Below are 25,446 nucleotides of genomic sequence, written 5' to 3' on the forward strand. Positions count from 1 at the left end.
CGGACGGGTCAGTGCTGCAACCGGGCCAGCAGCCGGGCGAGGCGGGCGCCGGCCACCTCGCGGACGCCGGAGAGGCCGCCCGCGATCCGCAGGCCGAGGCCGCCGGAGGCGGTGGTGTGGGCCTGGACCAGCGCGAAGGCCGCGGGCGGCCGGTAGGCGAAGGAGCGGCGCGAGACGCCGCCGGGTGCGCGGACGGCGGTGGTGAGGGTGCGGCCGTCGGCGAAGCGGACGTCCGCCCAGAGCGTCCAGGCGGTCATCGGGGCGGCCGCCCGGCCGGCGCGGACCAGTTCGAAGACGTCCACCGGCAGGGCGGCGGTCCAGGTGTCGCCGGAGTTGACGGCGGCGCCGGGGCGGCCGGTGCCGCCCGCGCGGGCGGGGCCGTCGGAGGGGCCGGCGGCGGGGCCGGCCGAGCGGACGAGGGGCGCCGCGTGGCTCAGGGCGACCGGCGGGGCGCCCGAGCGGGAGCGCAGCTCCAGCGCGACCGACTCGGGCGCGGCGGGCGCCAGCCTCCCGTACAGCTCGTGGAGGCGCAGCCGCACCTCGCAGCGGCGGCCGATGCGGACCGCGCCGTCCACCGCGACCGGCAGCCTGGTCAGCGGGAGCCGGTCCAGGCCGTCCAGGGGGACGGCCGCGTCCCCGGCGCCGAGCACCGGGGAGCCGTCCGCGGCGGTGAGGTACGGCGGCACCAGGCGGGCGGGCCCGGCGGCGAGCTCGATGAGGCGGCCCACCTCGACGGGCCGGTCCGAGGCGAGGACCGCGGCGGTGATCCAGCGGGCCGCCGGGTGCGCTGCGGCGGCCGCGGAGGGGTCGAAGCCCTTGAGGTACTCCCGGGTGATCGTCCACCACTCGGCCAGGTAGGCGTCGGAGCGGCCGCCGAGCTCGCGGACGTACATCCGCAGGTCGTAGTCGAGGAACTTGGTGGCGGCGGCGTCGGCGAGGGACTTCTCCCCGGCCTCGCCCAGGGCCCGGACCGCCCCGGCGTGGGCGTCGACCCGGTCCCGCCAGTTGCGGATCTCGTCGCGGCGCAGCGAGATGGACTGGCGTCCGGCGCCGCGGCGGACGTGCCAGTGGTAGACGGGGTCGGGGATGGCCACCAGGCGGGGCCGGGCCGCGTAGACCATGGCGGTGAAGAGGAAGTCCTCGTAGTGCACGTCGCCGTCGGCGAACCGCACGCCGTGCCGCTCCAGGAAGGAGCGGTCGTAGAGCTTGCCGGCGGAGAGGGTGTCGCGCAGGAAGCCGGGCCGGGTGCCGATGCCGTCGGGGAGCAGCAGGGGCGCGGCGCCGTCGGGCGGGTAGAGGTCGCGCTGCCAGGGGGTGTCGGGGCCGCCGGGCAGTTCGCGGCGGACCGCGACGCCGGCGGCGACGTCGGCGCGGTGCGCGGTGGCGGCGTCCAGCAGGGTGCGGGCGGCGCCGGGCGGCAGCACGTCGTCGCTGTCGAGGAGCATGACGTACGGCTCGCGGGCGGCGGCGATCCCCTCGTTGCGGGGCGTCCCGCAGCCGCCGCTGTTGGCGGGGCGGGTGAGGACGCGCACCCGGGGGTTCCCGGCGGCGAGGCGGGCGAGGACCTCGGGGGTGGCGTCGGTGGAGCCGTCGTCGACGACGAGGACCTCGCCGACCGCGTCGCCCTGGTCGAGGGCGGAGTGCACGGCTTCGGCGATGCGGTCCGCGTCGTCGAAAACGATCACGACGACGCTGACCCGCGGCTCGCCAACCGACATGCGTGCCTGCTCCCTCGTGCGCGGCTCGGCAGGGCCGCCGTCCGGCCCTCCGCAGTCCCCCCGCGGCCGCCGTGCGTCCTGCCCGGATCCCTGACCGGTCCCCGGACCGGCCGGGCGGCGGTGGCCGGGCACGCTCCTCATGAGCGTACTGGTCCTCGCCCCACCATACCGGACAGCCGGGGAGGGGCTTCCGGGACCGCGGAGGGCGGCCGCCGACCCGTCCTATGATCCGAGTATGACCTGGTTGATCACCGGCGGAGCCGGCTACATCGGCGGACACGTGGTACACGCGATGCGCGCGGCGGGGCAGCCGGTCGCCGTGCTCGACGACCTGAGCACCGGCGACGCGGCGCGCCTGCCCGCGGACGTGCCGCTGGTCCGCGGCTCGGTCCTGGACCGCGGCGCGGTCGACCGTGCGCTGCGGGAGCACGGGGTCACGGGGGTGCTGCACATCGCCGCGAAGAAGCAGGTCGGCGAGTCCGTGGAGCGGCCCCTCCACTACTACCGCGAGAACGTGGAGGGCCTGCGGACGGTGCTGGACGCCGTCGTGGACGCGGGCGTGCGCCGCTTCCTCTTCTCCTCCTCCGCGGCCGTCTACGGCATGCCCGACGTGGACCTGGTGACCGAGGCCACGCCGTGCGCCCCCATGAGCCCCTACGGCGAGACGAAGCTCACGGGCGAGTGGCTGGTGCGGGCGGCGGGCCGGGCCCACGGGATCTCCACCGCGGCGCTGCGCTACTTCAACGTGGCGGGCGCGGCCTCCCCCGCGCTCTCCGACGACGGCGTCCTCAACCTGGTGCCGATGGTCTTCGAGCGGCTGACGGCCGGCGAGGCGCCGCGGATCTTCGGCGCCGACTACGCGACGCCCGACGGCACCTGCATCCGCGACTACATCCACGTCTCGGACGTGGCCTCCGCCCACGTCGCGGCCGCCGGGCGGCTGGCCGCCGACCCGGCGGGCGCGACCTCGCTGGTCCTCAACATCGGCCGCGGCGAGGGCGTCTCGGTCCGGGAGATGCTCGACGTGGTCGGGCGGGTGACCGGGTACGACGCCACCGGCGAGGTGACGCCCCGGCGCCCCGGCGACCCGGCGCGGGTCGTGGCCTCGGCCGACCTGATCCGCCGGGAGCTGGGCTGGACCGCCCGCCACGGGGTGGAGGAGATGGTCTCCTCCGCGTGGGAGGGCTGGCGCCTCCGCCACCCGGAGGCCCGGCGGGGCTGACGGCCCGTACCGCCTCCCGCCCCGCCCCGGGCACCCCTCACGCGCCCGGCCATCCGGCGGAACCGTCCGCCGGCGGGCCGGGCGCGGTGCCGTCCGGGGGTGCGTCAGAGGGTGCGTCCGGGGGCGCGGCAGAGGGTGCGTCCGGGGGCGCGGCAGAGGGAGCGTCCGGGGACGGACCCGCCGTCACCGCCGCCCCGCGGTCACCGCTGCTCGTCGGGGATGGCCGTGCCGTACACCGAGTCCAGGGCGTAGACGCAGCGGTCCTTGCTGCCGACGAAGACCCGGCCGCCGGCCGCCACCGGCGAGCCGGTGATCTCGCCCTTGGTGCCCAGCTCCCAGCGCAGCCGCCCGGTGGCGAGGTCGACGGTGTGCAGCGACCGGTCGCGGCTGCCGATGTGCACCAGCCCGCCGGAGACCGCCGGGGAGCCCACCACCTCGCCGCGCGCGGCGTACCGCCACAGCTCGCGGCCGCCGGCCGTGTCGAAGGCGAAGACCGTGTCGCCGCTCGCGAGCAGCACCGAGCCGTCCGCCACCACGACCGGCTCGGCGCCCTGCCGGCTGGCGGTGCGGCCGCGCCAGCGGGGGCGGCCGCTGGTGGCGTCCAGCGCGTAGAGGGTGCCGAGGTAGTCGGCGACGTACACGCCGGGGGCGGTGCGGGTGCCGCCCGCCGGGCCCGCCGCGGGCGGGTCGAGCGCCGGCGGGGTGAAGAGCACCACCGGCGCCTCGAAGCGCCAGTGCTCCCGGCCGGTGGCGGCGTCCAGCGCCAGCACCCGGGTGCCCGCGGTCACGTACAGGGTGCCCTCGCGCTCCACCGGCCGCGCCGGCACGTCCTCGCCGACCGGGACGGTCCAGCGGATCCGGCCGGTCCGCAGGTCGGCGGCGCGCAGCAGGCCGCCGCCGTAGTAGTGGACGGAGCCGCCGACCAGGGCCGGGCCGGACTGCGGGGTCTCGTAGTCCTGCTGGGCGTCGCCGGCCCGCCACAGCTCGGTGCCGTCCGCCGCCGAGAGGACCTGCACGCCGCCGCCGCGGGTGCCCGCGCAGACGACGCCGTCGGCCGCGTCCAGGGAGTAGATCCAGCCGTCGAGGGCGGAGCGCCACCGCTCGGCGCCGCCGGCGGCGTCCAGGGTGTGGAGGTTCGGGCCGTCGGCGGCGTGGACCCGGCCGTCGGCCACGGCCGTCGCCCAGGCCACGTCGCGGGTCTTGAAACGGCGCTGGCCGGTGGCGATGTCCAGGGCGTGCACCTCGAAGCTGGACACGAAGAGGACGCCGTCGGCGACGACCGGGGTGCCCCACACGTCGTTGGACATCCGGAACCGCCAGGGCCGCCACGGGCCGGCGGGCACCGGCTGCCGGGGGGCGCCGGACCCGGCGGCCCGCGGCCCGGGCGCGAAGGGACCCGGGGCGGCCGGGCCCTGCGCGGACGGGGCGGAGGCGGCCGGGGCGGCCGGGAGCCGGCCCGGGGGGCGCACCCACCCGGTGGCCGGGGAGGCGGGGGGAACCGCCACGAGGCCGGTCTCGGCCCTGGGACCGGGCCCTATCGGGACCGAGGCGCCGGCGAGGCGCACCTCGCCGCCGCCGTCCTCGGGGGCGGGGCCGCCGCGGTGCCGCGCGCCGCCGTGCGGCCCGGCCGACCGCGGGTCGGGCAGGTCCGGCGGGGCCGCGCCGTGGCGTGCCGGAGAGGCCGGGGCCGGGAAGGCGCGGTCGGGGTGTGCGGGCGCGGGGGACGGGGGCTCGGTCGGCGCGGGGGGAACGGGGGGCACGGCGGGCGGCTGCGCCCGCGGTGCCTGCGGCTGCGGCAGGGCCCGGGGCGGGGCGGTGGCGCGCCGGGACCGCTTGCGCTCGATCAGCTCGATGGCCGGCTGCGGCAGCCACTCCCCCGCGTCCCCGTCGCCGCCGCCGTCGCCCCGGGCGAAGAGGTGCGGGGCCAGTTCGGCCTGGATCTCCGCCGGGGTGAGCCGCCGCTCCGGCGCCGGGCGCATGCAGGACCGCACCAGCGGCACCAGGTCCTCCGGCAGGCCGGAGAGGTCCGGCTCCTCCCGGAGCAGCATGAAGACGGTCTCCACCGGGTTGGCCCCCCGGTAGGGCGGGTGGCCGGTGGCTGCGTACACCAGCAGCGAGCCCAGGGAGAAGACGTCGCTGGCGCCGGTGACGCTGCGGCTGTCCCGGGCCTGCTCGGGCGACATGTAGGCGGGCGTGCCGACGGCGACGTTGGTCATGGTGAGCCGGGTGTGCGAGACGCCGGCGGCGATGCCGAAGTCGATGACCCGGGGGCCGTCCTCGACGACCAGGACGTTCGACGGCTTGAGGTCGCGGTGGACCAGTCCGGCGGCGTGGATCGACTGCAGCGCCTCCGCGATGCCCGCCGCCAGCCAGCGGACCGCCTCGACCGGCAGCGGGCCGCACTCGCCCACCAGGTCCTCCAGCGACGGCGCCGGGACGTAGGCCGTGGCCAGCCACGGCACGGGGGCGTCGGCGTCGGCGTCGACCACGGCGGCGGTGTAGAACCCGCTGACCGTCTTGGCCGCCGAGATCTCGCGGCTGAAGCGGACCCGGAAGAGCTCGTCCTCGGCGAGTTCGGCGCGCACGGTCTTGATGGCCACCCGCCGCCCCGACGCGGACCGCGCCAGGTACACGAGCCCCATCCCGCCCGCGCCGAGGCGTCCCAGCACCTCGAAGGGCCCGATCCGCCTCGGATCGTGCGCCGTCAGCTGGTCCACTCCTCCGCCACCTCCCCGCTCTGCCGCCCCGCGGCGCGTCGCCGCGAGGGGGGTCGTCCGATTCTCCATGGCCGACCCGCCGAACGGCCAACCAGGTACGGCGGGCCGGTCCGCCGCCGCGGGCGGACCGGGCTCCCGCGGTCCCTGCTCAGAGGACTGACGTGCAGGACGCCGCCGCGGTTCGCCCGGTCCGGCGGCGGGACCGCGCGGCGGGGCCGGCGGACCCGGAAAGCCCGATTGCCCCTAACGGAGCAGTCACAACTCCATTACGGCCGGGAGACCGGATTCGAAGCCGCGGGCGAATGCATACCGGACCGCGGTATCCGACTGCCGCCGAATTGTCCGTCAGCGCCCGGCCGCGAAGTCCTGACCTGGCCGAGAAACGGTCCGTAACGAAACTCCCGGGCCACTCCGGCAGGGCATCCGGTCATTCTCCGCGCCTCCCCGGCGACACTGCGCCACCCCCGGTCGGAGTATTCGTCACATTGCCGAATCGCGCTCTGATCTTGCGCGGGTAAGCTGACGGCATGACAGGACAAGTTCGCACCGTCGACGGCCGCGTCGCCGGGCGACGCGGACAGGCCACTCGGCAGAAGCTGCTCGACTGCCTCCGCGAGATGCTCAGCACGTCGCCGTACCGGGACGTCAAGGTCATCGACGTCGCCCGGATGGCGGGTACCTCCCCCGCAACGTTCTACCAGTACTTCCCCGACGTCGAGGGCGCCGTCCTCGAGATCGCGGAGGAAATGGCCAAGGACAGCCTCGGGCTCAAGGAGCTCGTGGCCGACAAATCCTGGGCGGGAAAAACCGGTCTGACCACCGCCGAGGGGCTGGTTGACGGCTTCCTCGGGTTCTGGCGCAAGAACGACGCCATCCTCCGTGTGGTCACCCTCGGGGCGGCGGAAGGGGACAAGCGGTTCTTCAAGATCCGCATGAAGGTCCTCAACGCCGTGGCCGGCCCGCTCACCGACACCCTCAAGGACATGCAGGCGAAGAACCGGTTCGACAAGTCGGCGAATGCCGGGGCGGTCGCCGGTTCGCTCATCACCCTGCTGGCCGCCGCGGCCGAGCACCAGAAGGCATTCGACTCCTGGGGCGCCAAGGCCAAGGACCTCAAGCCCAACCTGGTGTCGCTGGTCTACCTCGGGGTGACCGGCAAGAAGCCGCCGAAGTAGGGCTGCACCCGCATCACCGCACCGCAGCAGTACCCGCACCGCATCCACCGTGCGCGCACCCTCCCGGTCTCCTGTCCGGACCGGGGGCGGACGGAGGACGCCGGCCGTGCCTCGGGGGAGGTGGGCCGGACGTCCGAAGCGCGCCCGCACCGGGGCGGTCCCGGCACACCGCCGGGGCCGCCCCGTGGCGCGGCGGGGCCGCGCACCGGCCCGCACCCGACGCCCCGCCGGGGCCGGCCGGGGCCGGCGGAATCGCCGGGGCGGACCGGCGGCCCGTCAGGGGCAGCGCACGACCTGGCCCGCGTACGCCAGTCCGCCGCCGAAGCCGAAGAGCAGCACCGGCGCGCCGGAGGGCAGCTCGCCCCGCTCGACCAGCTTGCTGAGCGCCAGCGGGATGGAGGCGGCCGAGGTGTTGCCCGAGTCGACCACGTCCCGGGCCACCACGGCGTCCCGCACGCCCAGCCGGGCCGCGATCGCGTCGATGATCCGCAGGTTGGCCTGGTGCGGGACGAAGCCCGCCAGCTCCGAGGGGTCCACCCCGGCCCGCTCGCAGGCCTCACGGGCGATCGGGGCCAGCTGCGTGGTCGCCCAGCGGAAGACCGTCTGGCCCTGCTGGCTGATGCGGGGCTCCCAGCCGGTGATGGCCACCGCGTCGCCCTTGTCCGGCGCCGAGCCCCACACCACCGGCCCGACGCCGGGCTCCACGCCCTCGGGCACGGCCTCCAGCACGGCGGCGCCCGCCCCGTCCCCGAAGATCACGCAGGTGGTCCGGTCGGTCCAGTCCACCGTGTCGGACATCCGCTCGGCCCCGATCACCAGGGCGCGGCGGGCCGCGCCGGCCCGCAGCGCGTGGTCGGCGGTGGCCAGGGCGTAGGAGAAGCCGGAGCACGCCGTGTTGATGTCGTACGCCGCCGGGGCGGGGATGCCCAACCGGGCCGCGACCGCGGCGGCGGTGCTGGGACTGCGCTCGACGGCGGTGCAGGTGGCCACGGCGACCAGGTCGATCTCGGCGGGCTGCAGGCCGCTGCCGGCGACGGCCTTCCAGGCGGCCTGCTCGGCGAGGTCGACCAGGGTCTCGTCCTCGGCGACGTGCCGGGTGCGGATGCCCACCCGGCTGCGGATCCACTCGTCGTCGGTGTCGACCATGCGCGCCAGGTCGTCGTTGGTGAGGACCCTGGGCGGCTGGTGGTGGCCGAGTGCCACGATGCGCGATCCGGTCATGCCACCACTCAACCCGTTACCGGCGGGTCACTCGGTGGCGCCCCGGGACAGGATCGGGCGGCGGATGCTGTAGCTCCCTGACAAGGGTCGGCCGGGCCTCCGGGGCGGACACCGGGTCAGGCGGCGAGGGAGCCGCGGTCGCCCATCACGATCACCGGGTGGGCCGCCGGGTCCAGGGCCCGCAGCAGCGCCACCATGTCGCCCTCCGCCAGGGAGACGCAGGCGTGGGTCGGACCGCCGTGGTCGACGTGCACCCAGATGCCGCCGCCCCGGGCGGCCCCGAGCGGCTTGGTGCCGTCCAGGGGCGAGGTGCCGGCCTTCCGGTTGTAGTCGATGGCCACGACGTAGTCGAAGGAGCCCTCGAGGTTCTCGCCCTCGAAGCCCTTGCCGCTGATGGTGAAGCTGGGGTCCCGGTGGTACGGGAGCCTGGACCCCGGATCGGCCTTCAGTCCGCCGGCGTCGCTGAGCGGGTAGACGCCGATCGGGCTGCGCAGGTCGTCCAGGTGGTGGTCGTCCGTCCAGCCCTTGAGCGCGTTGTGGGCCCGCCAGGAGGCGCCGGCCTTCCAGCGTCCGTCGGCGGTGCGGGTCCAGAGGGTGGCGGTGGAGTCGGAGGAGTCGCGGCCCTCGCCGGAGACCAGCAGCACCTGCGCGGTGCGGGCGGGGATCCGCGCCCGGAAGCGCGGTCCGACGCCGGGCAGTTCGTCGGCCATGCCGTCGGAGCGGTCGGAGCGGTCGGCGGCGGGCGAGGAGGTGTGGCCCTCGTCCAGCGGGCCGCTCTGGGCGCGGGCCGCGGTGGTGGCGTCGCCGGCGTGCTCGGGGGAGAGCGAGGCCGCCACGCTCGTGAGCGCGCCCTGCGGGCCGAAGGCCATCCAGCCGCCGGCCGCCGCGAGGAGCAGCGCCGTGGTGCCCGCCGCGGCCGCGGCCGCGCGGCCGCGCGCGGGCCTGCGGCGCTCCCCGCGGTGGCGGGGACGCCGGCCGGGCTCGGGCCGGGACTCGGGCAGATCGGCGGTGCGCTCGGTGCGGGACATGGGTGCGATCCTCCCAAAAGCCCGGGTCGCTCCCGGTACCGGGGTGCGTGTTGCAGTGTGTGAGCCTACGCACAGCAGGCCCCCCTGGTTCAGCGCGCACGTACCCCCGGAACTCCGGTGCAAGCGGGCGGGCGCGGCATCGCCGGTCCCGGTCGGCCCCTCCCACCAGCACCGACGGGCGGGGCGCGGTAAACCCGGCCGTGCGGCGCGTTCACCCCGTCGGCGGGCGTGCACGCAGGGCTCCACGCCGGTCGGCGGCTCCCGGATTCCCGGCCCGGGCGCGCGGGGAGACGGTCCGTCGGATCCGTCACGGGTGCGGCGGCCCGCCCGGACCGGCCGGGGACGGCCGTGGCGGCAGGCGCGCCGCGGCCGCGGGCGGCGGGTACGGGACGGGTTCCGGCCGGGCCGGCGGCGGTCGTCCGGCCGACCGCGACGAGGCCGGCGGGCAGCCGGCACGGGCGGCGGGGGCGGGTAGCGGCGCGGGCAGGTCGCGGCGGGCGACGACCGGGTGGCGGGGCGCCCTGCGCGCCCGCAGGGGCACGGCGCTCCGCCACCCGACCGCGACGCCCGGGCCCTGTCCGGCGCCGCGTGATCCGCACTCGCCGAGGAGGCTCCTCCCGGTGGCCACCGGGGGCTTCCGCCTCGACGTCCCCTCGCAACGGACCGCTGCACCCAAGGGTGATCAGACAGACACGCGCCGTCAATGCCTTGTCCGAAACTCGGAAGGGTTGCCGTGCATTTCAGCCGTCCTCGACCCCCGGACCGTCCGGAAACCGACGGTCACCCGGCCGTCGCGCGCTCCGCCCAGCGCTCGCCCATCAACCGTTGACCTGCGGCGTCGGGGTGCAGCCCGTCGGGCATGCGTCCCGCGGCGGCGTCCTCGGCGCCGAACAGTTCCCGCCCGTCCAGATATGCCAGCCGCCCGTCCCCGCGGCGGCGGCGCACCGCGACCACGTCCTCGAGCACCCCCCTGATGTGACGGAGCGTCATGTCCCCGCTGATGCGCCGTCGCACGCCGTCGGGCGTCTCGTACCAGCTGTCGGGCGTGTCCTCGCGCAGCTCCCCGCCGTACACGGGCGAGACCACCGTGACCGGCACGTCCGGCCGCCGGTCGCGGACGGCGGCGAGGAAGCCGTGCAGGGCCGGGCCCAGCGTGCGGTCGCGCAGCGCCGCCGAGTTGTGGACGTTGATGCCCACCTCGAGGGTGATGCGGTCGGCGGGCAGCGCCGCGACCACGCGGGCCACCAGCGGGTCCAGGAGGCAGGAGCCCCCATAGCCGAGGTTGGTGAGCCGCAGGCCGAGGCGCCGGGCGGCGACCGCGGGCCAGCTGCCGGTCGCGGCGACGCCGTGGCCCTGGGTGATGCTGCTGCCGTACACGGTCCAGCGGGGACGGCGGTCCGGAGCCGGAGGGCGCAGCGGGCGGCCGTCGACGGCCCGCAGGGCGCGGATCCGCACGCCCGGCAGCACGGGGAGCCAGACCTCGACCTGCTTCTCCCCCGGCGGCAGGCCGGGCAGGTCGACGACGGCGTCGGCGAGGGGCTCGGCGGGGGCGGGCACCTCCCGCAGCGGCTCGCCGTCGACCACCAGCGCGTAGGGCGCGGGCACGGCGGGCGGCGGGGCGCCGGGCAGTGCCACCGGCTGGACGTGGAGCGCCAGGTGGCGCGCGTCGGTGGTGCAGCGCAGCCGCACGCCGCTGGGGCCCATGGCGGCGACGGCGAGCAGCGGGTGGTGGAGCTCCAGGTCCGCGTACGGCAGGCGCCAGGGCTGCACCCAGCCGTCCCCGCGCTCCAGGTCGACGGCGCCGTCGACGGCGGTCGCACCGTCGGCCAGGACGAACCCGCCGGGCGGGGCGTCGGGGCCGGGCGGGGCGGACGCATCGGGCGGGGCGGACGCGTCAATCGGCGCGGCGGGGCCGGGTGGGGAGGACGCCACGGAGGGCAGGGGGGCGCCGGTCACACCGCCAGGGCCCGCGGCCCGACGGCGGGCGCGGACTGCAGGGGCGGCTGCCGCCGGTCGATCTCGCACCAGACACGCTTCCCCGATCCGTCGGGGGCCCAACCCCACCGGTCGCAGAGGCAGTCGACCAGCTCCAGGCCGCGTCCGCCCACCGCGTCGTCCTCCGCGCGGCGGGGCTGCGGCGGCGCACCGCTGGCGTCGGCGACCTCGACGCGCACGGCGGGGGCCCCGGACTCGTCGCCGAGCGGGAAGAGCAGCCGCAGCACCGCGGGCGAACCGGTGTGCACGACCGCGTTGGTGACGAGTTCGGAGACGACGAGCACGAGGGTCTCGGCGAGCGCGGCGTCGGGGTCGAGGCCGCTGCCGCGCAGCCGTCCGCGGGCCCAGGCGCGCGCCCGGCCGACCTCCGCCGGATCCGGCTGCACCGCCGTCTGCAACTGAAGCACCTGCACCGCTCACACCACCCGTAGTCGCGGGCCGTCACGCCGTCCTCGGCACGGTTCGCCCAAGAATGATCCGCCGAGACAGGGGCAGCAAGCGCTTCGGGCATATTCCGGCGGCCAGGGTGCAGGACGGTGCATACTGTCCCCCGCCGCTTCCCCGGGGACGGCCCCGGCCGCACGTGGGACGAGCGTAACGAAGCGGGGTGCGCCGCCCGGGCCGCGGCGGCGCGGCGGCGGCGGGAACCACCCTTCCTACATATGTCCAGCCGCGGTCGAACGGCGGCGCCGCGCCGCGGGAGGCGCGGGGCGGCCGGCGGCCGCTGCGGGCCGCAGCGCGGGACCGGACGCCGGCGGACGCCCCGTCAGGCGGAGAGCGGCACCGCGCCCTGCCCGGCCCGGCCGCCGCCGCTCCCGGGCGGCGCGGCCACCGCGGAGTCCGCGTCCGGGTGGATGTCGAAGAGCCGCCGCACGCCGAGGGCGTTGAAGACCCGCTGGACCCGGCTCTCGCGGCCGTCCTCGTACCGGCCGGGGATGGCCAGCCGCAGCTCGCCCGCGCAGGAGCGCATCAGGCGGCGGGCCGCGATCAGCACCCCCACCCCGCTGGAGTCGCAGAACTGCACCTCGGAGAGGTCCAGGACCAGCCGGCGGCGCCCCTCGGCGACCGCCTCGTGGACCCGCGTCCGCACGGTGGCCGCGGAGACGAGGTCGATCTCCCCCGCGACCCGCAGCACGGTCCAGCCGTCACGCTCCTCCGAGGTCACTGCCAGCACCACGGGCCCCTGTCCCTTCCGTGCCGGGCGAGAGCGGTCCGGGCGGCTCCCGGGCGGCGCACCGGCCGCCGACGACCCTATGCCGTCTTTGCGCCGGTTGGACAGGGCAGGGGCGCCGCGGCCGCGGTCCTGCACGGGAAGCGCCGCTTTCGTCCCGTCCCGGGGCGCCCGGTCCCCGGCGGCCGGCGCGTCCGGGCCGGGGCCGGACCGGGCCCGGGCGTGCGGGGGCGCGGCCGGGGGCGTGCGTCGCCGCGGGCGCGCCCTCACCGCCGGACCGGACCGGCCCCCCGGGGGCGGGGCGGCCGACCCGCCGCTCTTCGGACAATCCTGCGCACCGCGCCCCCGTCGCCGGATACCTTGGGATCTATCCGAGCGCAGCGGCCGCCCTCCCCCCGGGGCGGACGGGGCGTCAGGACGGTGCGTCGGACCCGCCAGGGGGAGCTCGGCCCGGGTCCGGCGGTGTGCAGGAAGGGTGGTGCGCATGGCGACCCCCACCCCGGGCCGATGGGACCGGCAGATCCAGCAGCGCCTCGCCCGCGGCGAGGAGGCGGCCCTGGGCGAGCTGTACGACCAGTTCTCGCCGCTGGTCCACGGCCTCGCCAACCGGGTGCTCGACAGCCAGGAGGCGGCCGAGCACATCACCCGTGAGGTCTTCGCCCACGTCTGGGAGCACCCCGGCGAGTTCGACCCCGACCGGGGCTCCATGCGCTCCTGGATCGGCACCCTCACCCACCGCCGCGCCGTGGAGCGCCTGCGCCGCCGCACCGGCCCGGCCGCCGGCGGTCCGGCCGGGGCGGGGTCCGCGGGGCTGGAGGAGGAGCTGCTGGCCGCGGCCACGGCCGCCCGGGTCCAGTACGTCGTCACCTCACTGCCGCCCGCGCTGCGCGAGACGCTCACCCTCACCTACTTCAACGGGCGGACCTACCAGGAGGCCGCCCGCGAGCTGGGGATAGCGGAGGCCACCGCCAAGCACCGGATGCGGCTCGGCCTCCAGCTGCTCGCGTCCGCCCTCGCCGCGGAGGACGGCCGGTGACCGGCGCGGACGCGGCCGTCCTGCCGCCCGCCGAGCACGAGTCGGTGCGCCTGCTGCTCGGCGCCTGGGCCCTGGACGCCTGCCCGGACGACGAGACCGCCCTGCTGGAGGAGCACCTGCACGGCTGCGGGCCCTGCGCGGCCGAGGCCGCCCGGCTGCGCGACGCCGCGGGCTGGCTCTCCGCCGACGAGCCCCTGGACCCCGCGCCCGACCTGCGCGGCCAGGTGCTGGAGAGCTGCCTGGGGCGGCGGGCGCCCGAGATCCGCGTGCCCGACTGGGCCGTGCCGTACTCGGCCGAGACGGCCAGGCTGGACGCCCTGCTGCGCGACCTCGGCGCCGGGGAGTGGCTGGAGTACGCCGAGCTGCCCTGGCACGGCGGCGTCGAGCGCCTGCGCCCCGCCGGGGTGCTCTGCCACCTCGCGGCGGTGGACGGCTTCGTGGCCCTGGCCCACGGGCTGGCCGACCCCGTGCCGGGCCGCACCGGCGGGCGCACGCCGGACGGCCCCTGGGCCGCCGTGGCGGACCGCACCGCCCGGATGGCCGGCGCCCACGCGGGCAGCGGGCCCGACGAGGTCCGCGCCCTGTGGCGCGAGCAGACCCGCGCCCTGGTCCGGGCGGCCTCGCTGGCCGGCCCCGCGGGCGGGGACCTGGAGGTCGACTACGGGGACGCCCGCCTCCCGGCGCGGGACGCCTTCGTGGACCGCGCCTTCGAGTGCTGGATCCACGCCGACGACGTGGCGCGCGCCGTGGACTACCCCTACGAGCCGCCGTCCGGGCCGCACCTGCGGCGGATGGTCGACCTGGCCGCCCGGATGCTGCCCGCCGCCCTCGGCGGGCTGCGCGGCACCGCCCCGGCGCCGGACGGGCCGACCCGCGTCCTGCGGCTGGTGATCGAGGGGGCGGCCGCCGGGGAGTGGCTGGTCCCGCTCGACACGGCCGGACCGCCGGGTGTGGAGGCGGAGCCGGTGGCCTCGCTCGTGGTGGACGGCCTGGAGTTCTGCTACCTCGCCGCGGCCCACCGCGACCCGGCCCGGATGCCCGTCGGCCAGCACGGCGACGGGGAGGCCGTCCGGGAGGTCCTGCGGGCCGTCCCGCTGCTGTCCCGGCCCTGAGCGCGCCCCGCACCCGGGCCCCCGCGCCGCGGGACGGGCCCGCAGGCGGGCTCAGGCGAAGACGACGGTCCGGGTGCCGTTCAGCAGGACGCGGTGCTCGCTGTGCCACTTCACGGCGCGCGCCAGGGCCTGGCACTCCACGTCGCGCCCGATCGCGACGAGCTGGTCGGGGGTGACGTCGTGGGTCACCCGCTCGACCTCCTGCTCGATGATCGGGCCCTCGTCGAGGTCGGCGGTGACGTAGTGGGCGGTGGCGCCGATGAGCTTGACGCCGCGGGCGTGCGCCTGGTGGTAGGGCTTGGCGCCCTTGAAGCTCGGCAGGAAGGAGTGGTGGATGTTGATGATCCGTCCGGACAGCGCCTTGCACAGGTCGTCGGAGAGGACCTGCATGTACCGGGCGAGCACCACCAGGTCCACCCGCTCCTCCTCCACCAGCGCCAGCAGCCGGGCCTCGGCCTCGGCCTTGGTGTCGCGGGTGACGGGGATGTGGTGGAAGGGGACGCCGTAGGAGTCCGCGAGGCGCTCGAAGTCGGTGTGGTTGGAGACCACGCCCGCCACCTCGACCGGCACCGCGCCGATGCTCGTGCGGAAGAGCAGGTCGTTGAGGCAGTGGCCGAACCTGCTGACCATCAGCAGCACGCGCATCCGCTCGTCGGACGGGTGGATCCTCCAGTCCATGCGGAACGAGGCGCCGACGGCGGCGAAGCTGGCCCGCAGCTTCTCGGCGGTGACCGGCGCCTCGGCGGAGAAGTGCACCCGCATGAAGAAGAGGCCGGTGTCCTGGTCGCCGAACTGCTGGCTGTCGAGGATGTTGCAGCCGGTCATGAAGAGGTAGCTGGAGACGGCGTGCACGATCCCCTGCCGGTCGGGGCAGGACAGGGTGAGGACGTACTGGCGGGGGCGGCCGGCCGCGTCCGCTGCCGCCGCGTCGTTCTGCTCTGCCACGGTCGTCGCCGTCCTCTCCTCGCCGGTGCGGGCCGCGCGGGGCCCTCGCAGACCAAGCGTGGCACAGACCGCGGGCCCGCCCCGGCGCTGCCCGCACTGCGGGACGGGCGGGTCGCGGCGGAGCGGGCGGTCCGGAGGCGCGGGCGGGCGGCCCCGGGCGGTCCGGAGGCGCGGGCGGGCGGGGACAGGCGGGTCAGGCGGCGCGGGTGAGGATGGCCAGCACGCCCAGCGAGCGCGGCGGGACGTCCGGGTCGTCGCCGTCGTTGGCGGCGAGGCGCACGTGGGCCTCGCGGGCGGCGCGGACCGCCTCCGGCCACCCGTGGTGGCCCAGGTAGGCGGTGGCGGGGGCGTCGGCGCCCACCTGGTGCAGGATGCGCAGCACCCGGAGCACGGCCACGTCCACCAGGGCGGCCTCGCCGGAGTCGCGGAAGATGGTCCCGACGTACTTCTCCGCGGACCAGCGGTCCAGCCAGGTGTCCTCGACCAGCCGGTACACGGCGTCGGTGACGTCTCCGAAGCCTTCGCGGCCGGCCACCCAGCACTCCTGCTGGAAGGCGGGGTCGGAGAGCATGTGCAGCGCGGAGCGGACGCGGGCCCTCCAGCGCCACCAGGGCATGTCGTTGAGCGGCATGCCGCCCATGGTGGTGGAGCGGGGGCGCGTGCGGAAAGAGTTCGAGGAGACCGGCATAAGAATCCGATCGTACGTTCTTCGCGAGGGGGACATTACGGCGCCCCCGCACGGGCCGCGCCCCCGGAAAGGTCGTACACCCTCACATGCGCCCCACCCGGTGTTCACATCCGGTTGACCGCCCGTTTCCTTGCCGTCCCTCCGGCTGTGTGCTGCTGCGGACACGCTGGGTCGCCGGAACGACGCGTACCGCGGGTCCCCCGCGACCCGCGGTTCTCGCAGGGAGGGACGCGACCCATGAGGCGGCTCGGAAGCACCGGCAGCAGCACCACCACCGGCACCGCCGGCAGGCAGCGGGGCTCCGGGGTCCCGGGGAGAGGGCGCCGGCTGGCCGGGGCGCTCGCCACCGGCGCGCTCGCCCTGCCCGCGGCCCTCGGCGCCGCCGGCTGCGGCGGCCCGGCCGACGCCGCCACCTCCTCCGACATCACCGTCATGACCTGGGCCCCGTCCGGCACCGGCGGTGCGGACCGGCCCGGGATGACCGCGCTCGCCGAGGCGATAGGACGCCAGGTGAACGCCTCGGGCGGCGTCGCCGGCCGCAGGCTGCGGGTCCTCACCTGCAACGAGCACGACACCTCCGCCGGCGCGGACGCCTGCACCCAGCAGGCGGTGCGGGAGGGGGCCGTCGCGGTCGTGGGCTCCTACAGCCAGTACGGCGCCGCCATCCTCCCCACGCTGGAGAGCCACGGCATCCCCTACATCGGCGGCTACGGCCTGTCCTCGGCCGAGTTCCAGAGCCCCGACTCCTACCCGGTGAACGGCGGCACCCCCGCCCTGCTCGCCGGCAGCGGGCGGCAGCTGCTCACCGAGGGGTGCCGCAGCGTCTCCGTCGTGCGTCCGGACACCCAGGCCGGCGACGTGATGTTCACCTACCTCTCCCGGGCGCTCACCCCCGCCGGCATCACCCCCGTCGACATCCCGGCGCCCGAGCAGTCCACCGACTACGGCACCGTCGCCGAGCGCGCCGTCGGCGACGACCGGTCGGGGCACTGCGTCACCGTCGCCCTGGCCGCCGTCCCCACCCAGAACTTCCTGGACGCCTACCGGCAGCAGCGGCACCGCCGCACCCGGCTCTCCTCGGTCATCGGCAGCTTCCAGCAGTCGGTGGTCGACGCGACGGGCGGCGCCGGGGGCCCGCTGGGCTCCGCGTACGCGGCCAGCTGGTACCCCGCGGAGTCCTCCCGCGTCTGGGACCCGCTGCGGAGGACGGCCGCCGCGTACGGCTCCGGCGACAGCGGGATCGACGCGTCCGACCCGGGCGTGCAGACGACCTGGGTGGCCTACCAGGTGTTCCTGGAGACGGTGCGCCGCCTGGGGCCGCAGGTCGGCGCCCGCGCCCTGGGCACGGCCCTGAGCACCCAGGCCCCCGTCGCGACCGGCGGCGCCACCCCGCCGCTGGCCTGGCGGCTGACGGACATGCTGGCGAGCATGGACACCCCGCGGCTGGTCAACACCGCGGTGACCTTCCAGGCGGTGCGCGACGGGCAGTTCACCGACCAGCGGCACGGCTTCGTCGACGTGGGGTGGGTGCTGACCGGCAGCGGCCGGGCGGGCGGGAGCTGACCGCCGCACCGGCCGCCCGGGGACCGGGAGGCCGCCCGCGGCGGTCCCCCGGTCACCCCCGGCGGGCCCCGAGCTCCTGCTCCAGGGTGCGCACCAGGGAGGACAGCCGGCCGCGCTCCGGGTGCACCGACGGCACCCCGGCGGCCTGCAGCGGCCGCGCGCAGACCTCCCCGACGGCCGCGGCCAGCACCCGGCCGTCCCGCAGCGCCGCCACCACCTCGTCGTAGCGGCCCAGCTCCCGGGCCTGCGCGAAGAGCCCCTCCACGGCGGGCTGGCTGGTGAACGCCACCGCGTCCACCCTGCCCGCCGCCACAGCCGCCACCAGCTCCCGCGCCGGCCGCGGGTCGGCGGGCGGCCCCCACCGGTACACCGGCACCGGCAGCACCTCGGCCCCGGCGGCCCGCAGCGCCGCGGAGAACTCCGGCATGGGCGCCCCGTGCTCCTGGAGCGCGACCCTGCGGCCCGCCGGACCGCGGGCCAGCAGCCAGGCGAGAAGGTCGTCGTTGGACTCCTCCGGCGCCGCGTACGCCTCCCGCAGCCCGCAGCCGCGCACCGCGCCGGTGGCCTTCGGGCCCCGGCACGCCACCGCGGAGCGGCCCAGGGCGTCCCTCAGGGCGGCGCCGAGGCCCCAGGAGGCCGCCGCCTCCAGCCAGCCGCGGAAGCCCACGCCGGTGGTGACCGCCGTGTAGTCGGGCGGCGCCGCGACGCACGCCTCGACGGCGGCCCGCAGCTCCCGGTCGTCCTCCAGCGGCAGGGTGGACATGGTCGGCGCCTCCACCACCCGGGCGCCGCGGCGGCGCAGCAGGGCGGCCAGGTCCCCGCGCCGCCGGTCGGCGGTGACGGCGACGGTGCGGCCCGCGAGCGGACCCGGGCCCGGCTCGGGCGGGGGCCCGGACGGCGCCTCGGAGGGCGGCCCGGGCGGAGGCGCGGACGGCGGCCCCGGCGGGGGCGCGGCGTCGGCGGCGGTGCGGGGGGTGCGGGGGTCCGGCATGCGCCCAGGATGCCAAAACCGGCCCGGCACGCCACCGCGCCGCCCGCTCCTCGGGACGCGGCCCGGACCACGGCGGACGCGGTGCGCGGCGCAGCGGACGCGGTGCACGGCGGACGGCGCAGCGGACGCGGTGCACGGCGGACGGCGCAGCGGACGCGGTGCACGGCGGACGGCGGACGGCGGACGGCGGACAGTGGGGGACGGGGCACGGGGACGGGGCACGGGGACGGGGACGGGGCGGACGCCGTGCCGCCGTCCGAGGCCCGGTCCGGGCCTTCGGCGGCCCTGCCGGCGGAGGCCCCCCGGGCACCCGGCCGCGGACGGCGGCCCCGGCGCCCGCCCGCGGGCGGCGGTGCGGGCGGTCCGCGACGCGGACCGCCCGCACCGCCCGGCGGCCTCAGAGGTCGGTGTAGGCGCGGGTGGGCTGGCCGGTGCGGCGGGCGATCGGGTTCCACAGGGCGGCCGCCTGCTTCTTGGCCGCGGTCGCCACCCCGCTGGCGGTGTTGCCCTCGGCCCGGTGGCCGCCCGCGGCCGGGGTGTGGCGCTTGCGGCAGGACTTGGCCGAGTCCGCCGCCCAGGCGGCGTACTCCCGGTCGGCGCGGGCCGAGGCCTCCCAGGCGGTGCGCAGCCGCTCGACGAGGCGGGGGCCCTGCGGGAGCTTGTCGACCTGGAGCCCCGCCAGGCCGGCGACGAGCTGCTGCCGCTGCCCGGAGGCCTGGATCAGCCGCTGCCGGGCGCCCGCCAGGTCCTCGCAGCGGCCGACGGACTGCACGGCCGCGACGACCGCGCCGCGGCTGCCGCTCGCCGTGCCCAGCAGCCCGGCCAGGGCCTGGGCCTGGGCCTGCATCGCGGGGTCCGCGCCGGCCGGGGGGACGTTCGTGGAGGCGGGGGCGGCGGGGGCCGACGCCGCCGAGCCGCCGGTGGCCGGGGCCGAGGAGGCCGCGGTGGCCTTCCCGTCGCTGCCGTCGCCGCCGCCGAAGAGCGCGCCGGCGAGGATGCCGACCAGCGCACAGGCGCCGACCACCACGCCGGCGATCACCTTGGCGGAGGGCCTGCGGCCCCCGCCCCCGGGTCCGCCGTCCGGCTCGTCCTCCAGGTGCTGCTGGAGGTAGCCGCCGGGCGCGCCGCCGTAGGGGGCGGCGGGCTGCTGCGGCGGCAGGGCGAAGCCCGGCTGCGTCGGTGCGGAGTGCTGCGCGAACGCCGGGCCGCCGGCGCCGCCCGGGCCGCCCGGGCCGCCCGCCGGGTAGGGCGGCAGGTACTGCGTGGCCGCCGCCCCCTCCTCCGGCCCGCCGGGGGCGGGGGATCCCGGGTAGGGCGGCAGGTACTGGGTGGCCGCCGCCTGGTCGGGCGACCCGCCGGGCCCGCCGGGGGCTGGCGACGCCGGGTACGGCGGGAGGTACTGCGTGGCCGCGGCCGCCTCGTCCGGGGCACCGGTCTGCGGGGGCGCGCCCCAGGCGGCCCCCTGCGCGGGCTGCGGCCCGCCGGCCGGCCCGGGGTAGCCGTACCCGTCCCCGCCCTGCGGGTGCGTCGGCTGGTCCGGGTCGGGCCGGAACAGGTCCTCGGGATTGAGTTCTCGGGAGTGCGGGCGGCGCTGGTTCAACGCGATTCCTCAACTGTGCGCGGGGTGCCGGGCTGCAGCAGGCGGCCTGGCCCCCACGGTCCACCTCTTCAGAACGTCGACCCACGCTACCCGTTCACCGCAACGGGTGACTACGCGCACGGGGTTTCGTCCGGTATGACGGAACCCCGTGCGACGGGAGGGCGGCAGGGGGGCGACGGGAGGGCGACCGGCCGGTGGCCGGGCGGCCGCCCCCGGTCACGCGGCCGCGGCCTCCGTCCGCGCGCGCTCGTGGAACTCCCGTACCGCCCGCTGCTCCCGGAACGGCTCCAGCCGCCGCCGGAAGTCCTCCAGGTACTCCTCGCCCCGGCCGGAGCGCAGGCCGGAGAGCAGCTCCACGGCGCGGGCGCCGGTGTCGCAGGCCTCCTCCAGCTCCCGCTGCTGGAGCTGGGCCGTCGCCAGCAGCACCAGGTCGACGGCGCGGCGCCGCACCCGGGTCTCGGGGTGCAGCTCCAGCGCGGTCCGCGCCTGGCGCTCGGCCTGCCGGCCCTGGCCCAGGTCCCGGTGGCAGTGCGCCAGTTCGTCGGCGAGGTAGGCCTCGTCGAAGTGCGCGATCCAGTCCGGGTCCTCCTCCGGGCGGCGGCGCTCCATCGCGTCCACCGCCCGGGCGGCGAGCAGCCGGCAGGCGCGCTCGTCGCCCAGCAGGGCGTGGCCGCGCGCCTCGGCGGCGTGGAAGAGGGCCGTCACGGTGGCGGTGGCCGCGCCCCGCGCGCCCTCCTGGGCCGCCCGCGCCAGCTGGGCGATCTCCCGGGGGTTGCCGAGGCCGGCCGCCAGGTGGCTCATGGAGGAGGCGAGGACGTACCCGCCGTAGGCGCGGTCGCCCGCCGCCTGGGCGAGGCGCAGCGCCTGGATGTAGTAGCGCTGGGCGAGGCCCGGCTGCCCGGTGTCCACGGCCATGTAGCCGGCCAGCTCGGTGAGGCGCGCCACCGCGGAGAACAGCCGCCGCCCGGTCTCCTCCCGGTACGAGCCGCCCAGCAGGCCGGAGACCACGCTGTTGAGATAGTGCACCACCAGGGGCCGCACGTGGCCGCTGCCGAAGCGGTGGTCGAGGTCGACCAGCATCCCGGTGGCGGCCCGCACGGCGGCCACGTCGGAGTCGCCCACGCGCGGGCCGCCGGCGCGGGCGACCGCGTGGTCGGGCGGGGTGATCAGCCAGTCGCGGCTGGGCTCCACCAGCGCCGAGGAGGCCACCGGGGCACCGGTGAGGAAGTCGCGGCGGCCCACGTCGCTGCGCCACAGCTCGCAGGCCTGGTCGACCGCCCCGGCGAGCACCGGGGCGAACTGCAGCCCGACCCCGCTGGAGAGGTTCTTCCCGTCGGCCATGCCGATCTCGTCGACGCTCACCGGGCGGCCGAGCTTGCGGCCCAGGGCCTCGGCGATCACCGCCGGGGCCTGCCCGCGCGGCTGCTGGCCGCGCAGCCACCGCGCGACGGACGTCTTGTCGTACCTCAGGTCGAGCCCGTGCTCCGCGCCGCAGAGGTTGACCCTGCGGGCGAGGCCGGCGTTGGAGCAGCCGGCCTCCTGGATCAGGGACTGCAGCCGTTCGTTGGGCTGCCGTGCGACGAGCGGTCTGGCGGCCATGGCCTTATCGCCTCCCCAATGCCCCCGGCACACCCGGTGGGCGACCTGTCCTCTCCGGCCCGGCGGGCCCCTGCACCGGCACCGGTCCCGCGCGCCGGCCCCCCTTCGCGGAGGGGGCCCGCGCGCCCGGCCGCGGCCCCTCCACCCGCCGTGCCGCCGCCGGACCGGCCGGCGCAGCGCCGACCGTCGACGCGGGCGCGCGGCGTCCGGACCGCGACCTGCGTCACCCCCGGTGTACCCACCGCGGACCGGTCGACTCCCCGCGCGCCCCGGGGGCTGCACCCGTGCGCCCCGCCGCGCGCCGCCCCTGACCTGCGGCGCTCCGCTGCGGGACGGGCCGCGCGGCACGGGCGGGGCTCACCGGGACGGGTGATGCCGCGTCGGACCCCTGCCGGCAGAGCCTCCTGACACCGTCACAGCCCAGCAACCCCCGGTCCCCGGACCGCCGGATCACCGGCCCTCCGGCCCTCCGGACGGGGAGGGCCGCCCCCACAGCGCGGGCCGGGCTCCGCACCGTCGGCGGACACCGGCCCGCGCAGGCCGTAACCCCGCGGGCCGCGGGGAGTTGAGCAGCACGTGGAAGAGACCCTGGGAGCGGCCGCGCCGGGGCGCGCCGCCGCCTCCTCCGTACGCGGCCCGGCCGCGGAAGCCGTGGGATACGTCGAGGACCGCCACTGGGACGTCTGTCCGGGCACCTGGCTGATCGAGGGGGACGGCCGCACCCGCTGCTCGTGCGGCGACCGGACCTGTCCGGCGCCGGGGGCGCACCCCGACGGACCGGACTGGCGGTCCCTGGCCGGATCCTCGCCGGCCGCGGTGCGGCGCTGGTGGGCCGAGCGGCCCCAGGCGTCGGTGATCCTGCCCACCGGGCGGAGCTTCGACGTCCTCGACGTGCCGGAGACCGCCGGGTGCCTCGCGCTGGCGCGGATGGAGCGGACCGGGGTCCGGCTGGGCCCGGTGGTGGCGATGCCGGCCAGCGGGGGACGCGGCCGGCGGCTGCTCTTCCTGGTGCTGCCCGGGGTGCCGCCGAAGCTGCCCGACCTGCTGCGGCGGCTCGGCTGGGCGCCCGGCCGCCTCGACCTGACGGCCCACGGCGAGGACGGGTGGATCGTCGCCCCGCCGTCGCGGGTGGGGGCGCACGGGTTCGCCCAGTGGGCCCGGCAGCCGTCCGAGGCCAACCGGTGGCTGCCGGAGGCCTCCGAGCTGATCGACCCGCTGGCGTACGCGTGCGGCCGGGAGGCGCCGCCCCCGGCGTACGCGCTCACCGCGCCGTAGCCGCCGGGCGCGCCGTCGCGCCGCCTGCGGCCGAGCCGCCGAGCCGCCGTTCCGCCTGCAGCCCCGCCTCCGCCGGAGGCGGGGCTGCAGGCGCTCCCGCCGGGCGCGCCCACGGCCGGTCCGGCCCCGGGACGCGGGATGCGGGGACGGCGTCAGCCGCGTGGGGCGTCCGCCGGACCTGACCGGCGCCGGGCGCGGCGCTCGGTGTACAGGCGCCCGGCGGCCGAGCCGAGGTGGACGACCACGCCCACCGCGATGAGCCAGGACAGGACGACCATGACGACGCCGATCGGGCCGTACTGCTGCTCGTTGGAGACGATCGCGTCGGAGAAGAACCGCGCGGAGAAGAGCCCCAGGCCCGCCCAGCAGACGGCGGTGGCCAGCGCCGGAGGGATCAGCTCGCGCCACCCGGCGGTGCCCGCGAGGAGCACGTGCATGCTCCACCACCAGAAGAGCGCCGCCAGGACGAGGCCGGCCAGGACCTGCGCCACGGGCCCGCCGCCCGCGCCGAGCGCCCTGCCGCCGGCGGCCTGCGCGGCGCCGTACGCCAGCAGGCCCGCGAGCCAGCAGAGCTGGGCGGCGGCGTTGCGCCGCCACCCCCGGTCCCGGGCGTCGAACACCCTGCGGTACCAGCCCTGGAGGGTGCCGGCGACGGCCATGGCCCCGAGGACGAGCAGGCCGGCGCTGACCGCGGTGGGCACGACCGGGACCGGGCCCGGCTTGAAGAGGGTCGCCACGGCCTCGGCCGCCCGCCGGTCCAGGCCCAGCCAGCCGGCGAGGACCTCGGCCGCGTCCTGCCCCACCGCGGCGGTGACGACGATGAGGAACGGGAAGAAGCACAGGATCGCGAGGGCGGCCAGTTGGAAGGAGTTGCCGAAGAAGTCGACCGCCGACAGGCGGTCCCAGAGCCGGCCCGGTCCGGCCGCCCGCAGCCGCCGGGCGGCCCCCCTGCCCCTCGCGGTCGGCGGCTCGTGCGGCGTGCCCCCGCGCCCGCGCCCGGGGCGCGGTCCGTCCGGCTTCCTGCGGCCTCTCATGCCCGCCAGTCAACCGCCGGGCGCGCCCTGGGGACGGCCGACCGGGCCCGGCGAATCGCCCTGACGTTCTCTCATACCCGTTCGGCAGCGGGGAAAGCCCCTCGCACGGGGGACAGGGCTCAAGGATTGCCGGGCGCTGCCGAGGGGAGAAATCCTGTCAGGAGGGAGCAGCACCGGACGGAACGGAAGGAGTGGGAGAAGTCGGTCGGAGGTTCGGCGCCGGACGGGGAAGCCGGTGCGGTACCTCGGGGAGGGGCCCCAGGAAGGACGTCCCGGGGAGGACGTCACGAAAGGGGCCTCCGGGGAGGGAGCCGGGGGAGGGTGCCTCGGGGAGAGGTGCAGGAAAGGGAAGAGGAAGGGTCGGGGAGGGACCGCCACCCGGTGCGCTCGGGGTTCCGGGAGGCGGCTGTGGGCGGAGGGACTCGGCGCGCGGGGAGCGCCGGGGCCCTCCGCCCCCGGCGTCGTGCCGGGCGGGGAGCCCGCACCGGATCCGGGCCGCGCGGTGTGCGGTGCCGTCCGTCAGGGACCCGCGACGAAGACGTGGGAGGCGATCTCCCGGTCCAGCTCGGCGGCCTCGCCGCCGCTGCCGACCATCACCCCGCCCGCCGCCTGGGTGACGTGCACCACCGCGCCCGGCTGCACCCCGGCCCGGCGGAGCGTCTGCATCAGCTGGGCGTCGGTCTGGATGGGCTCGCCGATCCGGCGGACCACCACGTTCTTGCCGTCCGCCCCCGGCGCCAGCGCGTCCAGGGTGATCAGGCCAGCATCGAAGCCCTCGTCGGCCGCCGGGGCGTCGCCCAGCTCCTCCAGGCCCGGGATCGGGTTGCCGTACGGCGACTCGGTGGGGTGGCCCAGCATCTCCAGCACCCGCCGCTCCACCGCCTCGCTCATCACGTGCTCCCAGCGGCAGGCCTCGGCGTGCACCTGCTCCCACTCCAGGCCGATGACGTCGACCAGCAGGCACTCGGCCAGCCGGTGCTTGCGCATCACGCGGACCGCGAGCCTGCGGCCCTCCTCCGTGAGCTCGAGGTGGCGGTCGCCCGCCACCCGCAGCAGCCCGTCGCGCTCCATCCGGGCGACGGTCTGGCTGACCGTGGGGCCGCTCTGCTCCAGGCGCTCGGCGATGCGGGCGCGCATCGGGACGACGCCCTCCTCCTCCAGTTCCAGGATGGTCCGGAGGTACATCTCCGTCGTGTCGATCAGTCCACTCACGGCCGCCGGCTCCGTTCCTCGAATTCCTCCCCCAATTCTGGCCCATCGGCGCGGCATGGGTACGCCGCTGTTGACAGCGGGCCCCGCCAGGCCGCACCGTGCTCGCCGGGACGGGCGCGGTCCAGACCACTGCGGGCCGCCGGG

Annotated in this window: 20 protein-coding genes; 6 read left to right on the forward strand and 14 right to left on the reverse strand. The window is 77.7% G+C overall.

Annotated features, from left to right (window positions below; translation table 11 throughout):
* Positions 1-8: 8 nt before the first annotated feature.
* Complete coding sequence (locus tag LO771_RS06555; RefSeq protein WP_230648953.1) at positions 9-1,718, reverse strand: glycosyltransferase family 2 protein; 1,710 nt, start codon at positions 1,716-1,718, stop codon at positions 9-11.
* 235 nt (positions 1,719-1,953) lie between these two features.
* Between LO771_RS06555 and galE the strand changes: the two genes are divergently transcribed.
* Positions 1,954-2,940 carry a UDP-glucose 4-epimerase GalE gene (gene galE / locus LO771_RS06560; protein ID WP_230648955.1) on the forward strand — a complete coding sequence of 329 codons (987 nt, stop codon included), beginning with the start codon at positions 1,954-1,956 and terminating at the stop codon, positions 2,938-2,940.
* A gap of 200 nt (positions 2,941-3,140) precedes the next feature.
* Here the strand turns inward: galE and LO771_RS06565 are convergent, their stop codons facing one another.
* Complete coding sequence (locus LO771_RS06565) at positions 3,141-5,657, reverse strand: serine/threonine-protein kinase (RefSeq protein ID WP_230648957.1); 2,517 nt, start codon at positions 5,655-5,657, stop codon at positions 3,141-3,143.
* 527 nt (positions 5,658-6,184) lie between these two features.
* Here LO771_RS06565 and LO771_RS06570 point away from each other — a divergent pair.
* Positions 6,185-6,832, forward strand: coding sequence for a TetR family transcriptional regulator (locus tag LO771_RS06570; protein WP_230648959.1), 648 nt, complete (start codon positions 6,185-6,187; stop codon positions 6,830-6,832).
* Positions 6,833-7,108: 276 nt separating this feature from the next.
* Here LO771_RS06570 and LO771_RS06575 read toward each other — a convergent pair whose 3' ends face one another.
* From LO771_RS06575 to LO771_RS06595, 5 genes are all read right to left on the reverse strand, one after another.
* Positions 7,109-8,053 (reverse strand): beta-ketoacyl-ACP synthase III, encoded by a 945-nt coding sequence (locus tag LO771_RS06575; protein WP_230648961.1) that lies wholly within the window; start codon positions 8,051-8,053, stop codon positions 7,109-7,111.
* Positions 8,054-8,169: 116 nt separating this feature from the next.
* A complete protein-coding gene (locus tag LO771_RS06580; protein WP_230648963.1) occupies positions 8,170-9,081 on the reverse strand; it encodes a hypothetical protein in 912 nt (303 codons plus the stop codon).
* A gap of 780 nt (positions 9,082-9,861) precedes the next feature.
* Complete coding sequence (locus tag LO771_RS06585; protein ID WP_230648965.1) at positions 9,862-11,013, reverse strand: GDSL-type esterase/lipase family protein; 1,152 nt, start codon at positions 11,011-11,013, stop codon at positions 9,862-9,864.
* 20 nt (positions 11,014-11,033) lie between these two features.
* Positions 11,034-11,489, reverse strand: coding sequence for an ATP-binding protein (locus LO771_RS06590; RefSeq protein WP_230648967.1), 456 nt, complete (start codon positions 11,487-11,489; stop codon positions 11,034-11,036).
* Between the two features lie 353 nt (positions 11,490-11,842).
* On the reverse strand, positions 11,843-12,253 hold the full coding sequence (locus LO771_RS06595) for an STAS domain-containing protein (protein WP_230648969.1): 411 nt from the start codon (positions 12,251-12,253) through the stop codon (positions 11,843-11,845).
* Between the two features lie 478 nt (positions 12,254-12,731).
* On the opposite strand from LO771_RS06595, the gene LO771_RS06600 reads away from it, so the two are divergent.
* Together LO771_RS06600 and LO771_RS06605 are read left to right on the forward strand one after the other, a co-directional pair.
* Entirely contained in the window at positions 12,732-13,283 is a 552-nt protein-coding gene (locus LO771_RS06600; RefSeq protein WP_230648971.1) for a sigma-70 family RNA polymerase sigma factor, read from the forward strand.
* Positions 13,280-14,395 (forward strand): zf-HC2 domain-containing protein, encoded by a 1,116-nt coding sequence (locus LO771_RS06605; protein WP_230648973.1) that lies wholly within the window; start codon positions 13,280-13,282, stop codon positions 14,393-14,395. The genes LO771_RS06600 and LO771_RS06605 overlap by 4 nt, the downstream gene beginning before the upstream one ends.
* Positions 14,396-14,446: 51 nt before the next feature.
* On the opposite strand, the gene purU is transcribed toward LO771_RS06605, so the two are convergent.
* Both purU and LO771_RS06615 read right to left on the reverse strand, forming a co-directional pair.
* Positions 14,447-15,340: a formyltetrahydrofolate deformylase gene (gene purU / locus LO771_RS06610; protein ID WP_230648975.1), complete on the reverse strand. Its 894-nt coding sequence runs from the start codon at positions 15,338-15,340 to the stop codon at positions 14,447-14,449.
* Between the two features lie 193 nt (positions 15,341-15,533).
* The gene (locus LO771_RS06615) at positions 15,534-15,980 is read right to left on the reverse strand and encodes a hypothetical protein (RefSeq protein ID WP_230649084.1); all 447 of its coding nucleotides are present in this window, start codon (positions 15,978-15,980) and stop codon (positions 15,534-15,536) included.
* Between the two features lie 285 nt (positions 15,981-16,265).
* Here LO771_RS06615 and LO771_RS06625 point away from each other — a divergent pair, with 285 nt between their 5' ends.
* Positions 16,266-17,591, forward strand: coding sequence for an ABC transporter substrate-binding protein (locus LO771_RS06625; protein ID WP_304944763.1), 1,326 nt, complete (start codon positions 16,266-16,268; stop codon positions 17,589-17,591).
* Between the two features lie 52 nt (positions 17,592-17,643).
* Here LO771_RS06625 and LO771_RS06630 read toward each other — a convergent pair whose 3' ends face one another.
* The 3 genes from LO771_RS06630 to LO771_RS06640 form a co-directional block, all read right to left on the reverse strand.
* Positions 17,644-18,582, reverse strand: a complete 939-nt coding sequence (locus tag LO771_RS06630; RefSeq protein WP_230648977.1) for a uroporphyrinogen-III synthase — start codon at positions 18,580-18,582, stop codon at positions 17,644-17,646.
* A 397-nt stretch (positions 18,583-18,979) separates the two neighbouring features.
* Entirely contained in the window at positions 18,980-20,182 is a 1,203-nt protein-coding gene (locus LO771_RS06635) for a hypothetical protein (protein ID WP_230648979.1), read from the reverse strand.
* Positions 20,183-20,398: 216 nt separating this feature from the next.
* Complete coding sequence (locus LO771_RS06640; protein WP_230648981.1) at positions 20,399-21,781, reverse strand: transcriptional regulator; 1,383 nt, start codon at positions 21,779-21,781, stop codon at positions 20,399-20,401.
* A 576-nt stretch (positions 21,782-22,357) separates the two neighbouring features.
* On the opposite strand from LO771_RS06640, the gene LO771_RS06645 reads away from it, so the two are divergent.
* Complete coding sequence (locus LO771_RS06645) at positions 22,358-23,056, forward strand: bifunctional DNA primase/polymerase (protein WP_374228082.1); 699 nt, start codon at positions 22,358-22,360, stop codon at positions 23,054-23,056.
* A 152-nt stretch (positions 23,057-23,208) separates the two neighbouring features.
* On the opposite strand, the gene LO771_RS06650 is transcribed toward LO771_RS06645, so the two are convergent.
* Together LO771_RS06650 and LO771_RS06655 are read right to left on the reverse strand one after the other, a co-directional pair.
* Positions 23,209-24,090 (reverse strand): YhjD/YihY/BrkB family envelope integrity protein, encoded by an 882-nt coding sequence (locus tag LO771_RS06650; protein WP_230648983.1) that lies wholly within the window; start codon positions 24,088-24,090, stop codon positions 23,209-23,211.
* A 519-nt stretch (positions 24,091-24,609) separates the two neighbouring features.
* The gene (locus tag LO771_RS06655; RefSeq protein ID WP_230648985.1) at positions 24,610-25,302 is read right to left on the reverse strand and encodes a metal-dependent transcriptional regulator; all 693 of its coding nucleotides are present in this window, start codon (positions 25,300-25,302) and stop codon (positions 24,610-24,612) included.
* Positions 25,303-25,446 lie beyond the last annotated feature (144 nt).

This window comes from Streptacidiphilus sp. ASG 303, assembly GCF_020991365.1.
Taxonomy (GTDB): domain Bacteria; phylum Actinomycetota; class Actinomycetes; order Streptomycetales; family Streptomycetaceae; genus Peterkaempfera.

Bases quoted from the DNA above. Each gene is read 5' to 3' on its own strand.
- LO771_RS06555 (WP_230648953.1), bottom strand. From the start codon at position 1,718: ATGTCGGTTGGCGAGCCGCGGGTCAGCGTCGTCGTGATCGTTTTCGAC.
- galE (WP_230648955.1), top strand. From the start codon at position 1,954: ATGACCTGGTTGATCACCGGCGGAGCCGGCTACATCGGCGGACACGTG.
- LO771_RS06570 (WP_230648959.1), top strand. From the start codon at position 6,185: ATGACAGGACAAGTTCGCACCGTCGACGGCCGCGTCGCCGGGCGACGC.
- LO771_RS06575 (WP_230648961.1), bottom strand. From the start codon at position 8,053: ATGACCGGATCGCGCATCGTGGCACTCGGCCACCACCAGCCGCCCAGG.
- LO771_RS06580 (WP_230648963.1), bottom strand. From the start codon at position 9,081: ATGTCCCGCACCGAGCGCACCGCCGATCTGCCCGAGTCCCGGCCCGAG.
- LO771_RS06600 (WP_230648971.1), top strand. From the start codon at position 12,732: ATGGCGACCCCCACCCCGGGCCGATGGGACCGGCAGATCCAGCAGCGC.
- LO771_RS06615 (WP_230649084.1), bottom strand. From the start codon at position 15,980: ATGGGCGGCATGCCGCTCAACGACATGCCCTGGTGGCGCTGGAGGGCC.
- LO771_RS06625 (WP_304944763.1), top strand. From the start codon at position 16,266: ATGAGGCGGCTCGGAAGCACCGGCAGCAGCACCACCACCGGCACCGCC.
- LO771_RS06630 (WP_230648977.1), bottom strand. From the start codon at position 18,582: ATGCCGGACCCCCGCACCCCCCGCACCGCCGCCGACGCCGCGCCCCCG.
- LO771_RS06640 (WP_230648981.1), bottom strand. From the start codon at position 21,781: ATGGCCGCCAGACCGCTCGTCGCACGGCAGCCCAACGAACGGCTGCAG.
- LO771_RS06650 (WP_230648983.1), bottom strand. From the start codon at position 24,090: ATGAGAGGCCGCAGGAAGCCGGACGGACCGCGCCCCGGGCGCGGGCGC.